This window comes from Bacillus sp. FSL K6-1218, assembly GCF_038006445.1.
GTDB classification, from domain to species: Bacteria; Bacillota; Bacilli; order Bacillales; family Bacillaceae_G; genus Bacillus_A; species Bacillus_A thuringiensis_S.
Genome location: NZ_JBBOVE010000001.1, coordinates 1,653,086 through 1,666,604, shown reverse-complemented (window position 1 = coordinate 1,666,604; position 13,519 = coordinate 1,653,086). Strand labels below are relative to the sequence as shown.

The following is a 13,519-nucleotide window of genomic DNA, read 5'->3' as shown; positions in this document are numbered from 1 at the left end:
TACATTTTATTTCATTAATCTATTTTAAAAATTAGGAGATGAGATGTGTATGTGTGGAATTACAGGTTGGGTAGATTGGAAGGAAGACCTTTCAAATCAACATGTTATTTTAAAAAAGATGGCAAATAGTATTGAGCATCGTGGTCCGGATGCTGAAGGATTTTGGTTTTCACCTCATGCGGCCTTTGCACACCGGCGTTTAATTGTAATTGATCCAGAAGGCGGGACACAGCCTAAGACATTTCGTGCTGGTGATTATACGTATGCTCTTACTTATAATGGAGAAATTTATAATTTCCGTGAACTGAGAGAGCAGCTTCAAAAATGTGGGCATGCATTTGAAACCCATTCAGATACAGAAGTATTACTACATGCTTATTTAGAATGGAAAGAAGACTGCGTACGACATTTAAACGGAATTTTCGCTTTTGCCTTATGGGATGATCAGAAGCAACAATTGTTTTTAGCACGAGATCATTTAGGTGTAAAACCACTCTTTTTTACAGAAAGAAATGGCAGTATTATTTTCGGCTCTGAAATTAAAGCATTATTAGCGCATCCATCTGTCCCTGCTGAAATTGATGCGAATGGAATAAATGAAATATTTGGATTAGGCTTATTTCGCACTCCAGGATGTGGCGTCTTTAAACATATTCAAGAAGTACGTGCTGGACATTCTATAACATTTACACGTCATAAAAAAGTAGTTACTAAGTATTGGAATTTAGAAAGTAAGTTCCATACAGACTCTATAGAAGATACATCTTCGCATATTTTATCTATTTTACAAGATACAGTAAAAAGACAATTAATTGCCGATGTTCCTCTCGTTTGTATGTTATCAGGCGGATTAGACTCTAGCGGTATTACTGCACTTGCGGGTAAAGAATTTGCTGCTGAAAATAAAACACTTCATACGTATTCTGTTGACTTTGTAAATAGCGCAAAAGATTTCGAACTGACATTTGCTCGCACTGGTTTAGACGCTCCTTGGGTAAAACGCGTTTCTGAACATGTCGGGACAGCGCATCATGATATTATTGTGAATGCTGAAGAATTAGCAAATCACTTATTCGTTCCCCTTCATGCAAAAGATTTACCGAGTGCTGGTGAAATGGAAACTTCACTATATTTACTATTTTGCGAAATGAAAAAAGATGCGACCGTAGCTTTATCCGGCGAATCGGCTGATGAAGTATTCGGTGGATATCCTTGGTTTCATCAAGAAGAACTACTATATGTAGATAAGTTTCCTTGGCTAACAAATTGGAAAAATACATCTCCTCTTCTACTAAATGAAGTAAGTAACCAATGTAATCTAGAAGACTATATTGATACACGATTCCAAGAAGCGATACTTGAAGTACCTACTCTTGAAGGCGAAAGTAAAAAATCCGCGAAACAACGTCAAATGTTTTATTTATTTTTAACACGATTCCTTCCTTTCTTACTTGACCGTAAAGATCGCATGAGTATGGCTGTTGGATTTGAAGTTCGTGTACCGTTTTGTGATTATAGATTAGTTGAATATTTATGGAATGTTCCTTTCAACATAAAAAGTATTGATAATATTGAAAAAGGCATTTTACGTAGAGCACTACAACCAGCTTTACCTGACGATGTACGCAATAGAAGAAAAAGCGCTTATCCAACTTCACAAGATCCACTCTACTTACAAACAATCCGTAATTTAACACTTGATATGTGTAACAATAAAAACAATCCTATTTTCTCACTTATTAACCATTCCATCTTACTTTCAATTGCTGATCAAAGTAATAAAGAGATTAACAATTTTGAGGCAAGAAGTGCCATGGAGTATATGCTACAAGTAAATGAATGGTTGAAAACATATCACATCCATATTGCTTAACAAAAAGGAGTTCAAGGATAAAAACCTTGAACTCCTTTTATATTAATTAGCACATTGTTTATTATCAGTATCAATAGACCATCCAATAATCGTGGCACAGTCTCTACCTTTCCACTGCAGTACATTTGTTAATACGGGCTCAATCTGCAAGCTATTTCCGTCATGCAATATTTCTACTAAAGATTGATCATCATCAAACCTTCGTTTGTCACACTCTAAAATACCGTCCGTTGCCATTACAATGTGATTCATTCCTTTTTCTAATCCTCTTACACCTGACGTAAAGCAAGGTGTATTTGCTGCAAAAATATTTTTCCTGCCAATATATTCGTAATTCTTCCGTTTATTTAATCGTCCTTTTCCATTTTTCGTTTTCTCAGAATGGAATAAATACGCGAAACAATCACCAACTGATAACCAATATAAAAATTCGCCTTTTCGTAAACAAATTAAGCAAGCGAGTTCCTCATCATCTTGATCACACTTTTTAATAAATAACTCATCTGTAAATAACGCTAATAAGTACATATGTGTATGATGGAAAGCTAAATGTATTGGATATGAGAATAACTCTTTTAGTTTTTCTTTTCTTTCCGAAATCGCTTCTATTATATAATCTATATTTTTTGTTTTGTGATGTGTATCAAAAATCATAACAAATTCAAATTGTAATTCAGGATCCCACCAAGCCAGCACCGCATCTCCTCGTTCATATGCATCACTCTCTTGATTTCCCCCATATACGCCGACTGAAAGAGGACCACATTTTTCAACATGTATTTCATCTACATACATCTGTTCATGACTAATCCATTTGAATGTATTCACAGCTATCATCCTCTCTCTTGCTAAATGTATACCTTTACACATAGATTACCTTATATTTCAATAAAAATAAACTTTTTCAACATTTTTTATCCAAATAAAAGGATTTTATTTCTAAAACAACGAATATATCTTACTATACGATATAAAAAAGGGGATTTATTATTATGAACAACATTAATCAACATTGGGAGAGCATTTATTATCACTTACGATACGAATACGAGGACAACCTTTCCCACCAAACAATTCGTATTTTACAAATCGTTTCTCGTGAGAAAGATATAACAATTGGAAAAGTCGCTACTGAGCTTAGTCTTTCTCATAACACAGCGTCTGAACACATAAAGCGCCTTATTCAAAAGGGCTTCATCATTAAAGAGCGAAATAAAAAAGATGAAAGAGTTGTAAACCTTACATTAACAATTGAAGGAATTGAAGTATTAGAAAAACATACTTTACTAGATAAAGAAAAGATAAAAATATTAGAATTACAGTTATCAAAAGAAGAACAACAATTAATTGAAAAAGCATTTTCGTTATTAGCGAAGGAGGCAAAATATGCATTTCCTCGTTAAAGTAATCGTTTCGGCACTTATTATCGGCGTTATTACTGAAGTCGCTAAACATTATAGTGCGATAGGTGGCTTTATTGCTGCCCTTCCTCTCGTGAGTTTACTTAGTCTATTTTGGATTTCATTCGAAGGCGGAAATAAACAAGAATTGAGTCAATTTGCTTTAGGGGTATTATATGGATTCCCCGCATCAGCACTACTATTATTTATCGTCTATATTGGTTTGAAAAATTCATTTACACTTAGTACCTCTGTCTTACTCGGTATAGGTGTTTGGTGTATCGTTTTTGCTTTTCAAAAATTATTTCAAGCTTAGGAGGAATTAACATTCATAAATTTGTAGAAATAATGGGGCGAAATATAGAAGTACATATAAAAGGAAGTGGTAAACAAACTGTAGTCATTCAAACCGGAATGAGTTGCTCATTTTATGATTGGTTTCCTATTATAGAAAAGCTTTCAGAGCACTTTACAGTCGTTTCATACCATCGCCCAGGTTACGGAAAAAGTGATTTAGGCAATCAGCCGCGTACAATAAGGCAAGTTACAAAAGAGCTATATATGTTAATAAACAAACTAGCTATTCAAGAGCCACTTATTCTAATCGGTCATTCCTATGGAGGATTATGTGCACAACATTTTGCGATGTTACATGAAGATAAGCTGCAAGCACTTATTTTAGTTGATTCTACTTCGATGAACTTACACCGTTTAGATGAACTTCATTTACCAATTTCTGATCAAACTGATTCTGATGATGTTTGGTTTCAAAAATATAATATATATTCCAAAATGGATGTAGACACACTTTATAATGAACTAAAACCTATTCTCACCGATCAATCAAAACAGCAAATTGAATTCTCTACCTCGCCTTCATTATATAAAGCGACAGCTTCTGAACTATCGGAGTGGAAAAACTGTGCTCTCTCACTAAAAGAGCTATGTAAAACATTAGAAATACCATTAATCGTTATCGGTAGAGATCCTCAATATTCTATTACTCAATTGACTAATGGCGGCATGCCAAAAGAGGAAGCAACACAACTTGAAGCAATGTGGCAAGAACTAATTCACGAACAATTACACCTCTCAACTAACAACCAATATATTCTTGCCGAACATGCTAGTCACGGTATAGAAAATGATCGACCAGATATTATTATTGAGGCAATTCATTTCTTACAAATAAAAAAAGGAAGCAACTAAAGCTGCTTCCTTACTTATCTATTCATAATCTTCTTCATCATCGATTTCTTCGTAATATGAACTTCCATTACTTACATATATAGGGCCATTCGCAACATCAATACGTAGTACCCACGCCCATGGCACAGCTAAACGTTTATGTATCGCTCGCCAAAAGCTCATTGATTTTCTTTCGTACTCCTGGAACTCCTGAAGTAACTCTTTGTAGGAGGAACCGTCTAACTGAATATTTGCTTCTAACAAACGAGAATGGGCATAGTACTGTAACTCTAGTTCAGCAGCAATTTCCATTTCTTCTTCCGTTGCCATACCAATAATTGTTCCATCTTCTGGTGCAATTTCATATACGTTTTGAACTTCAATAAGCCCTTCTTTCTCTTTCTCAAACATGTAAACAGCCTCCTTTAACATATATTTTTTATGTTACAAAGTCATACTTCTACAATAACTTCTCTCTTTCCTCTTTTTTTGATAAACTTTTACAAAATATTTAACCGATGACCTGTTTTCTCTATTCTTTCAGCAGAAATGAAACGATTTTTATCAAAATTTAATTGATACACATCAGGCATATGAAGTGTTTTCCAAAACTCAAAGTCATATTTCGAATTAAAATAATTCATGAGTAATACCATAATATTTCCATGCGTACCTATTACAATATTCTTACCTTCATATTGTTTTAATATATTTTGCATACATATTACAGCGCGCCTTTGTGCGACATCATTCGATTCTCCGCCTTCGTATGCAAAACTCCAATCTTCCCACACATTCTGCATAGCATCATTAAAATTTGATACCGGCTCTGTGCTCAATAATCTTTCACGCAAATCTTCTTCTGTTTGTATTGATAATTTATATGTATGCGCAATTCCTTGTACAGTTTGGATTGCTCTTTTATACGGGCTAGAAATCACAACCTCAATATGTTTATCTTTTAATAAGCGTGTTACATTCTCTGCATCTAAGTACCCTTTTTCAGATAAAGGTCGCTCCCGTTCTTCTTTTGTATAGGTAGAATGGGCATGGCGAACGAAATAGATTGTTGTCATTTTTCAACCTTCTTTCTTATTTTCAATTTATATTCAATAACAAGATTGGAAAATCCTGTATTAAAAAAGAGCACTTTGCATAAGCGCTCTTTTGTTTACATAATAAAATTATTTCATTATAATTTATTTCTGAATTCCTCACTTATGGCAATATCTCGAATAAAGTAATCCATATTACTTAGAAGTTTTTCAAATGCTTTTTCACTCAAATTGTTCATCATAAAGACAATCTCAATCTTATTCCCTTTTTTATCAGTACCATAGAAACTATTTGTTAATACAAATGCCGTAGAACCACCTTTCTGTCCAGCAAATTCGAACATACCCTCTCCTACGGTTCCTTTAAATATATTCTCAATCTCACCTTGCATTTGTGGTGTAAAATAATTTCTGCTATTTATCTTTTCCAGTAAACTCATGTAATCCTTCGCATTTGCACCTATAAACCGATCTGACCAAATACGTTGAAAGTCCATATCGGCTTTTAACGATATCTCGCGTTTTGTCCATTCTTTCTCGTCTTTCATCCATTCATGTATTTGCCATACATGCTTAACATATTCATCATTAGACATATTACGTAGCTTGTCCAATGCTTTATTTTGAGGAATATGCAGTTCTTTTTCAACATAGCCCCTCATATATAATGCCCCTGTATACGTTGGATAAAATTCATCGTGACTATTTAAGCCTAACTCTTTCAAACTTTCATTTATCCGCGCTGCTCCAAGCTTGTCCAATAAATATGATGTATTCGCATTCGAACTATAATGGATCATTCCTTTCACTACTTCTTCTAAAGAAGTTTGACCACCCTTCACTAACTCTTTAACTTTTACATCATCTAGCCATGCAGGGTGTGCACCACCATCAGTATTTTTCACATAGTATTTTTCTAATTCTTTCAATGAAATTTGCTCGTCTTTTCTTATTTTCCCTTCAGCTACTTGCTTAGCATATTCAATTGCTATAACGATTTTCGACATACTTGCTAGCGGTAGTTTTTCTTTTTCATTTATTGATGTCAATGTTTCACCATTTCTTTTAACAATTAAAGAAGTTGTTTTATCATCCTTATGTTCTTTTATGTAATTTAGCACATAATTAGAGTCTTCTTTGGAATTGACATATTCCTTCACTGAAAAGAAAGCTATACAGCCTACTATAGTAATTCCAGCTATAATTCCAACAACTTTTAATCCCCTCATGATACTCCCCCTAAAATAAACATATTATATATTATACTAAATAAATTTCCCTTTTTAAGTAATAATTAGATTATTTATACAAAAAAACATGCTTTCATGATGAGAGCATGTTTTGTGATATTATTCACATTGTTTAGTTGAAAAATTTTACTTACCATGATGTAACATTAAATCACTAAGTTCTTCTTCAATGTGATTTAATTTCGCAACGCCTTCTTTCCATTTATGAATATAACGTGAGACCCCAACGAAAAACAAAACAATAATTGTGGAAAGAATAATACCATATACGATTGCTACAGTACTCATAGTTACACTTCCTTATAATTAGTAATGTGGTTATTAGTTATATTTTTATTATAAACCTTTTTCTTTTAAAATACTTCAATTTCAACTTTTTGTAACAAAATTGATTTTTCTAACATTTCGTTCGTAAAAATGGCATATTTTTCACAAATTATACAAAACTTCACCATATGTACTATTACCATATGAGTTATATTATTAAATAGAATAAAGGGGATGATATACTATGACGACTTGGTTTATTGTGATGTTAGTTGTATTTGGAGCATTTAAAATTATCGTTTCTAGCCTTCCTAACACTGTTATTGAATCCATTATTAGCAAGTACGAAACACATCCACAACTTGACGAAGAGAATGTGACTATTACAATTCACGGAAATAACGTAGAAGGCGAAAAGAAATCAAAAATTATTCATGATTTTAACGAAGGTTTATTTTTAGATCGCTATTATGCACCACCCCATAATGAAGGCACTCCTTTAATTATCAATGCAAAACGTGGTAAAAAAGATTTCACATTTTATATTTACAGTCATGAAGAGCATGTTGATGTTGTAAAACAATATAAAAAGAAGGTAGTTGCTTATAGTTTACGCTCTAAAAATCTTCAAAACAGTGATATGTTCGTATCAGCTGATTTGTATAGTGATAATAAAGTTATTGAATTTTGACTAAAAAAGATAAGAGCCTTACTACATTCTATATGCAGCAAGGCTCTTTAAAGTTGTTTCAAATTATATCCATCTGCTTATGTAATGCTTAAAAAATGAATAATAAAGTTGTTTACTTCTTATTAAACTAACGCCCCCGTTAGTTTAAGTGTAACTCTTCACAATTATTTGATATTATATAGATAAATAGAAATATAAATCAGAATTTAGTTTATAGTTATAAAAATAAGTTATTTATACCCTTATAATTCTTCAGAAAGGAGAGTGTATGAAAAAGACTATTGTTTTTGTATTAACGATATTTATATTATTCTCAGGATTCGCAACACAAAGTTATGCGTTGTCAGATTCGAAATCTGTGGCAATACAAGCATTGCTAGATGATGCCTGTCGTACGTCAGGTGTGCCTGGAATGTCACTCTCAATACTTGCTGATGGTGAAGTGTTCTACTTTTCTTCTGGGTATGCAGATCTTGAAAAGGGACTGTCTGCAAGTGAAAATACACTCTATGAGTTGGCCTCGGTGAGTAAAGCTTTTACTGGTATGGGGATTTTGCTATTGGAAGAGCAAGGGCTGCTATCAATGACTGACCCTATCCAAAAATATTTACCTTGGTTTACGTTAAAGTATCAAGGTAAACCTGTTGATATGCAAAACCTTACACTAAATAACTTTCTTCACCATACCAGCGGCCTAACAAATATTAGACATCTTCAAAATATTCCACAAGGTAATACGCCTGATATGTTGCAAAAGACCGTGGAAACGCTGGTAGATGCAGAATTGGCGTTCTCTCCCGGTGAACAATATAACTATGGAACCGTTAATTATGACGTATTGGGTTTGGTTATTGAGATTGTATCACGACAAAGCTATGAAGACTTTATGAAGGAGCAGGTATTTATACCCTTAGGTCTTCACCAGACGTATGTTTATAAAGAAGATGCTCAAGCCACTGGACAGTTAGCACAGGGCTACCGTTCTTCCTTTTTTATAACAACTCCATTTAACGCTCCGGATTATGCTGGGAATAAACCTGCCGGCTATATCATTTCTAATACAAAAGATATGGCGCGTTGGATGGGCATACAGATGGGTATTGTGCAGGACATACCCGAAATATTTCACAGGGCTATCGAAAAATCACATAGGGGTGATATGTCTGTTTCGGCTGTCAATGATATGTATTATGCGGCAGGTTGGTCGGTAAACGCCGAACAAACGTTTATAGAACACACTGGGGGTAATCCAAATTTTAGTACCAAAGTAGCCATACTGCCAAATGAAAGAACAGCCATCTGCTTACTGAGCAACGGCGCAAATACCAATATAAACCTGGTACTAAAAGTTAAAAATATATTAAACGGCAATCTAACTCAGTCATATGAGATAAGCGGCACACAGCTTTTGGACATCATTTTGTCGTCTACCACAATTATTCTTTGCCTATTAGCCGTTCTGTTATTTTTCTTAGGATTAAGAAAAAGGAAAACGAATGAGCAGCAGCCAATGACAAAAAAGAGAACAATCGTAACAATTATTTTCCTAATCGCTACGATTGCCCAGTGTATAATGTTTTTTGCCCTCGATTGGTCAACGATACTTATTTGGCAAACATATAGTGTTCTTACAGCTTTAATTTCGTCAACATTATTAACAGCAAGCATTACTTGGTTTGTATATACTCACCGATTAGATGCCTCGGTCCGAAAATAAGTATAATGTTAAGTAAATAAATCCTAATTTATCGATATTTTTAATTTAAAAAACAGAAGACACCTCGGTGTCTTCTTTAATGTCATCGACACTTCTCCTAGTTAAACCCACTTGCTATTTCTTCCACTAACCTGCCTCGTTAGTAGAAGAAGGATTTTTAAACAACTATATTATTTTTTAAATGACTTTATTGTAAATTAAACAACTTTATTATCTCTGTACATGATTTAGCTTAATACTCATATATAAAAAGGAATCCACGAAATATGGATTCCTTTTTTCTCATTTACTGAAAAATAAGCTCTGTCTTTAAACTATCTTTCGGTAACAACCAGTCTTTTTTCTCTAAACTCCCCATTAATAATTCCCTTTGTTTTGTCGCAATACTTTCTTCATTTGTTTTAAATGACACTTCTATTACGAAGTCATCTTCTAATTTTCCGGTATTACTTAATGGCCAAATTTCAATATTTGCTTTTATGTTTTCAAACTCTCCTGTATATCGTTTCATTAATACAGGACCATAAATACGGGAATTCTTTAACATCTCTTCTCCCCAATTTGTATACAACCATTTGTTCATTTTCCCTGGTAACTTTTCTATTAACATGTTTTGAGCAGCTTGTTCATTTGGTAAATCAAGTACCCCATATCCTTTAGCACTGTAGCTTTTCTTATTTGAAATGCTTAATGTTTTCTTCTCAAATCCCCAATCTATTTCCGCCTCATAACTATCCGTATTACTATCGAATCCTTCTTTTTTAGCTACTTCTAGTGCATCTTGAATTACACCATTTTGAATAGGGTATCTTTTTTTATATGTTAGTTCAAAATCTTTACTAAGTTCTTTTTTTCGAATTCTAGCAAACCAACCTTCATCACTTAAACTTTTATTCGCAGTATCTAAAAATTGCACTTGTATTCTTTCATATTTTGTACCAACCTGGAAATGTTCTAGCACCTCTTGCTTCATCTCTTTGTTATAACCTAATACTTGTTCTGGCTTCAATAATAACTTCACTTCAAAACTAGGTTTCATTGGACTAGCAGTAAACCCTTCCTTAACGTTATAAAGGAAACAACAAAAGAAAATGCTTACGAATACAAATACTTTTTTCATATACCTATCCCCTTTACATTTTAACTGACTTCTATACGTTCCATTGCAAGTGAATATACATTTTCATATCCTGCTGTACTTAGCTTTTGTTGTAATCGATCCGTATCCTCTTTCAAAGCGTGCACTAGCACCGTATGTTCCGGTAATAATGTATTTAACATCTTTTTAACGTCTCTTATACTTTGGTGAACTTTATACGAAACTCGATTCACCCTACATGTACTCCTTACATGTTCTTTCATAACTCTTTCTGCAAAACTCCCTTTAGCAATATGCCCAGTAAAAATAACGGAATTCCGTTTTTCATTCCGAAGCTGTTCATAGTATAACTGTGCTCGTTTCGTTTGCATATTCGCATCACTCATTACAACTATTCCGTAACTATTTTGCATACAAATGTCATTATCCATAACTATTATGTTTCTTTTTAGACTCTTCATAACCCATTTAAGTTCTTCATTATTTTTTATCCAATCTTTGTATACGAACATCTCTTCAAATCCAGCCAAAATTTCTTTATCTACTATAATTGGAAACTCTTTATACCTTTCATATAAATACAATACGATATCTTGTGCCCTACCAAGCGCGGGCAATGGTAGTAATGCTATTCCTTTATTTTGCACAACTCGTTCAATTTCTGCACATAGTTCGTTGACACGTTCATTTTGCGAAACATCATCTGTGTGATAAGCGGCATCTACAATTGCGACTTTTATATTGTGGCCCAATTTCTCAGGTAAATTAGCTCGTAGTATATTAGACTCTGCTGAATAGTCGCCTGAATAAAATACGTATGTATTACACATATCAACTAAAAACCAAACAGCTCCTAATACATGCCCACTATATCCCCATTGAAACCGCAATGTAGGAGTAATTTGTATCCATTCATTTGGATTACTAATCTCATCAATACATACATAATTTAAATCTTTTATATTTTGGTCGATATAAGGTAAATTCCATCCTTTCATCACATTATAGTTTCTCCATTTTTCATAATATAACGGCAGTTGCTCCTTCGTATAACGAGTCGTCCAAATTTTTTTCTTATATCCATACTTCGCTAATAAAGGTAAACCCATCGTATGATCTTCATGAATATGTGATAAAAATACCGCATCTAAAAACGGAACAGCTTCTCTCTCTATTTTTGGATAACTATTCTCATATGATCGATTAATACCACAATCAAATACTATTTTCGCCTCTTTATTTTTTACAAAATAGCAGGAGCGACCGTATTCTCCTGCTCCTCCCCATACTTCCACTCTCATCATGCTACCCCTTTTCGTTTTTGCTCCATATGTTGCAGCAGTAATAAGCATATTGTTGTAAGTCCAACAGAAACAACGGCCATCGCCATTCCTATAGATACTTCACCCTGTTCAAATTGAGCAAAAATAAATGTTGCTGACGTTTCTACTGATGGAGGTAATACGAGAAGCGATGCTACTAACTCTCTTATCGAAATTGTAAATGTCATCGCCCATCCAGCAAGAATACCCGGGATAATAAGGGGCAATATTATTTTTCTAAAAATATAAATATAATTTCCAGAAAAAATACTTCCGGCCTGCATGAGAGAATCATCAATTTGTCCAAGTGATGATTTTACATATTGCACCGTGTAAGGTAAAAACAGAACAACATACGTTACGATAACCATGATTGGTGTATTGTAAATTGACAGGGGCATATATGGTGAATTCCAAAACAAAATAAGACCTACCACCATAACGATTCCTGGTACCATATTCGGTAACATACCGCACATATCAAGCCACTTTTCAGAGGATTTTTTCCCCTTTCGAATCATAAGTGCGAAAAAGACTCCAATAATTACCGCAATAATCGCTGTTACGAGCGAAAAAAGAAAACTATTCCATAAAGCCTCTAATCCCGGAGATCCCATCGTAAACAATGCCTCATAATGGCTTGTTGTTAAGTTATTTACATGTAATCCGCCGCCTCTTAATTTTGACAAAGAAGCAATAAGTATAGAAAAGTATGGAATTCCAATTGATACGATTAATAAACCAATTACATACATCCATGCTACAACGCGCGTAAATATAGACAAAGTATATCTTTTAGATTTCACACCTTTTCCACTAACCATTGCATATGAATACTTTCGATTCAATACATTTTGCATATACCAAATGAGCATACAAGCACTAAGTAATAAAGAAGATAATGCTGTTGCACTACTAAAATCAATTGGCCAACTCGAAATAAATTTATGAATTTCTGATGTTAATACGTGAAATCCTATTCTACGTCCGAATGTAGCCGGTGTTCCAAATTCAGCAATCGTCTTTACGAAAATGAGTAAAGCACCCATTACATAACTTGATACTAATAACGGCAATATTATTTTTCTTAAACGATAGAAAAAACTTCCGCCATGAACTGCTGCAGCTTCTTCTTTACTACTCCCAATCTGAAGTAACGTATTTTTCAGCATGAAATAAAGGAATGGGAATAAATGCAGGCTCATAATTAAGACCATACCTCCTAAACTAAAAAACGATGATGAAATCGTCTTTAGCATCGGAAGAAATTGTTCAAAATAGCCGTTAGGTTGCATGAACAAAATCCAGCCCATCGATCCAATATACGGCGGTGTCATAAATGGAATCATAAAAACAATATCTAACTTACTATACTTTCCTACATCTGTTTTGCTCATAATAAACGCCAATGGAAATGCAAATATTGTAGCTCCTATTACAACGAGTACACCTAGAAGCATCGAATTTAGAAAAATCCCAGCTAATCCACCACTCTGTATCACTTCAAAAGGCTTTAAAAAATTCCAACTGCTATTTTCATATACACTAGAAAATAAAATAAGAAAAAGTGGAATGACGATTAACATCACCACAAGTAATAACGCTACCGTCATTCCAACTTGTCTTACTGATACGAATCGATTTACCATGGAATCAC

At 33.8% G+C, this 13,519-nt stretch carries 15 protein-coding genes; 6 read left to right on the top strand and 9 right to left on the bottom strand.

The genetic code is table 11. From position 1 onward, the window contains the following. The first annotated feature begins 49 nt into the window (after positions 1-49). Positions 50-1,873 (top strand): asparagine synthase (glutamine-hydrolyzing), encoded by a 1,824-nt coding sequence (gene asnB / locus MHI26_RS08755; protein WP_061666825.1) that lies wholly within the window; start codon positions 50-52, stop codon positions 1,871-1,873. A 42-nt stretch (positions 1,874-1,915) separates the two neighbouring features. Here asnB and MHI26_RS08750 read toward each other — a convergent pair whose 3' ends face one another. Continuing rightward, on the bottom strand, positions 1,916-2,743 hold the full coding sequence (locus MHI26_RS08750) for a protein phosphatase 2C domain-containing protein (protein WP_002040904.1): 828 nt from the start codon (positions 2,741-2,743) through the stop codon (positions 1,916-1,918). Between the two features lie 122 nt (positions 2,744-2,865). Here MHI26_RS08750 and MHI26_RS08745 point away from each other — a divergent pair, with 122 nt between their 5' ends. From MHI26_RS08745 to MHI26_RS08735, 3 genes are read left to right on the top strand one after another with little or no spacing between them, the layout of a single operon-like run. Further along, positions 2,866-3,276, top strand: coding sequence for a MarR family winged helix-turn-helix transcriptional regulator (locus MHI26_RS08745; protein ID WP_098291624.1), 411 nt, complete (start codon positions 2,866-2,868; stop codon positions 3,274-3,276). Next, complete coding sequence (locus tag MHI26_RS08740; protein ID WP_061666827.1) at positions 3,260-3,589, top strand: DUF3147 family protein; 330 nt, start codon at positions 3,260-3,262, stop codon at positions 3,587-3,589. Before MHI26_RS08745 ends, MHI26_RS08740 begins: the two co-directional genes overlap by 17 nt. Beyond that, positions 3,550-4,482: an alpha/beta fold hydrolase gene (locus tag MHI26_RS08735; RefSeq protein WP_140337837.1), complete on the top strand. Its 933-nt coding sequence runs from the start codon at positions 3,550-3,552 to the stop codon at positions 4,480-4,482. Before MHI26_RS08740 ends, MHI26_RS08735 begins: the two co-directional genes overlap by 40 nt. 18 nt (positions 4,483-4,500) lie before the next feature. Here the strand turns inward: MHI26_RS08735 and MHI26_RS08730 are convergent, their stop codons facing one another. The 5 genes from MHI26_RS08730 to MHI26_RS08710 form a co-directional block, all read right to left on the bottom strand. Then, entirely contained in the window at positions 4,501-4,872 is a 372-nt protein-coding gene (locus MHI26_RS08730; protein WP_000461779.1) for a hypothetical protein, read from the bottom strand. A gap of 89 nt (positions 4,873-4,961) precedes the next feature. Then, on the bottom strand, positions 4,962-5,537 hold the full coding sequence (locus tag MHI26_RS08725; RefSeq protein WP_061666829.1) for a histidine phosphatase family protein: 576 nt from the start codon (positions 5,535-5,537) through the stop codon (positions 4,962-4,964). Positions 5,538-5,653: 116 nt separating this feature from the next. After that, a complete protein-coding gene (locus MHI26_RS08720) occupies positions 5,654-6,745 on the bottom strand; it encodes a serine hydrolase (RefSeq protein ID WP_001214676.1) in 1,092 nt (363 codons plus the stop codon). 147 nt (positions 6,746-6,892) lie between these two features. Then, a complete protein-coding gene (locus tag MHI26_RS08715; RefSeq protein ID WP_000108701.1) occupies positions 6,893-7,054 on the bottom strand; it encodes a hypothetical protein in 162 nt (53 codons plus the stop codon). A gap of 65 nt (positions 7,055-7,119) precedes the next feature. Beyond that, positions 7,120-7,236, bottom strand: a complete 117-nt coding sequence (locus tag MHI26_RS08710; protein ID WP_001987133.1) for a hypothetical protein — start codon at positions 7,234-7,236, stop codon at positions 7,120-7,122. A 41-nt stretch (positions 7,237-7,277) separates the two neighbouring features. Between MHI26_RS08710 and MHI26_RS08705 the strand changes: the two genes are divergently transcribed. Beyond that, a complete protein-coding gene (locus MHI26_RS08705) occupies positions 7,278-7,724 on the top strand; it encodes a YfmQ family protein (protein ID WP_029441929.1) in 447 nt (148 codons plus the stop codon). A 268-nt stretch (positions 7,725-7,992) separates the two neighbouring features. After that, on the top strand, positions 7,993-9,441 hold the full coding sequence (locus MHI26_RS08700; protein WP_061666830.1) for a serine hydrolase domain-containing protein: 1,449 nt from the start codon (positions 7,993-7,995) through the stop codon (positions 9,439-9,441). Between the two features lie 286 nt (positions 9,442-9,727). On the opposite strand, the gene MHI26_RS08695 is transcribed toward MHI26_RS08700, so the two are convergent. The 3 genes from MHI26_RS08695 to MHI26_RS08685 are packed head-to-tail and all read right to left on the bottom strand — an operon-like array spanning position 9,728 to position 13,511. After that, positions 9,728-10,561 (bottom strand): hypothetical protein, encoded by an 834-nt coding sequence (locus MHI26_RS08695; RefSeq protein WP_061666831.1) that lies wholly within the window; start codon positions 10,559-10,561, stop codon positions 9,728-9,730. A 20-nt stretch (positions 10,562-10,581) separates the two neighbouring features. After that, the gene (locus tag MHI26_RS08690; RefSeq protein ID WP_061666832.1) at positions 10,582-11,844 is read right to left on the bottom strand and encodes an MBL fold metallo-hydrolase; all 1,263 of its coding nucleotides are present in this window, start codon (positions 11,842-11,844) and stop codon (positions 10,582-10,584) included. After that, positions 11,841-13,511, bottom strand: a complete 1,671-nt coding sequence (locus tag MHI26_RS08685) for an ABC transporter permease (RefSeq protein ID WP_061666833.1) — start codon at positions 13,509-13,511, stop codon at positions 11,841-11,843. The genes MHI26_RS08690 and MHI26_RS08685 overlap by 4 nt, the downstream gene beginning before the upstream one ends. Positions 13,512-13,519: the final 8 nt, after the last annotated feature.

Excerpts from the sequence above, each read along its gene's own strand:
- asnB (WP_061666825.1), top strand. The coding sequence starts at position 50 with ATGTGTGGAATTACAGGTTGGGTAGATTGGAAGGAAGACCTTTCAAAT.
- MHI26_RS08750 (WP_002040904.1), bottom strand. The coding sequence starts at position 2,743 with ATGTGTAAAGGTATACATTTAGCAAGAGAGAGGATGATAGCTGTGAAT.
- MHI26_RS08745 (WP_098291624.1), top strand. The coding sequence starts at position 2,866 with ATGAACAACATTAATCAACATTGGGAGAGCATTTATTATCACTTACGA.
- MHI26_RS08740 (WP_061666827.1), top strand. The coding sequence starts at position 3,260 with ATGCATTTCCTCGTTAAAGTAATCGTTTCGGCACTTATTATCGGCGTT.
- MHI26_RS08730 (WP_000461779.1), bottom strand. The coding sequence starts at position 4,872 with ATGTTTGAGAAAGAGAAAGAAGGGCTTATTGAAGTTCAAAACGTATAT.
- MHI26_RS08725 (WP_061666829.1), bottom strand. The coding sequence starts at position 5,537 with ATGACAACAATCTATTTCGTTCGCCATGCCCATTCTACCTATACAAAA.
- MHI26_RS08720 (WP_001214676.1), bottom strand. The coding sequence starts at position 6,745 with ATGAGGGGATTAAAAGTTGTTGGAATTATAGCTGGAATTACTATAGTA.
- MHI26_RS08715 (WP_000108701.1), bottom strand. The coding sequence starts at position 7,054 with ATGAGTACTGTAGCAATCGTATATGGTATTATTCTTTCCACAATTATT.
- MHI26_RS08710 (WP_001987133.1), bottom strand. The coding sequence starts at position 7,236 with ATGGTAATAGTACATATGGTGAAGTTTTGTATAATTTGTGAAAAATAT.
- MHI26_RS08705 (WP_029441929.1), top strand. The coding sequence starts at position 7,278 with ATGACGACTTGGTTTATTGTGATGTTAGTTGTATTTGGAGCATTTAAA.
- MHI26_RS08700 (WP_061666830.1), top strand. The coding sequence starts at position 7,993 with ATGAAAAAGACTATTGTTTTTGTATTAACGATATTTATATTATTCTCA.
- MHI26_RS08695 (WP_061666831.1), bottom strand. The coding sequence starts at position 10,561 with ATGAAAAAAGTATTTGTATTCGTAAGCATTTTCTTTTGTTGTTTCCTT.
- MHI26_RS08690 (WP_061666832.1), bottom strand. The coding sequence starts at position 11,844 with ATGATGAGAGTGGAAGTATGGGGAGGAGCAGGAGAATACGGTCGCTCC.
- MHI26_RS08685 (WP_061666833.1), bottom strand. The coding sequence starts at position 13,511 with ATGGTAAATCGATTCGTATCAGTAAGACAAGTTGGAATGACGGTAGCG.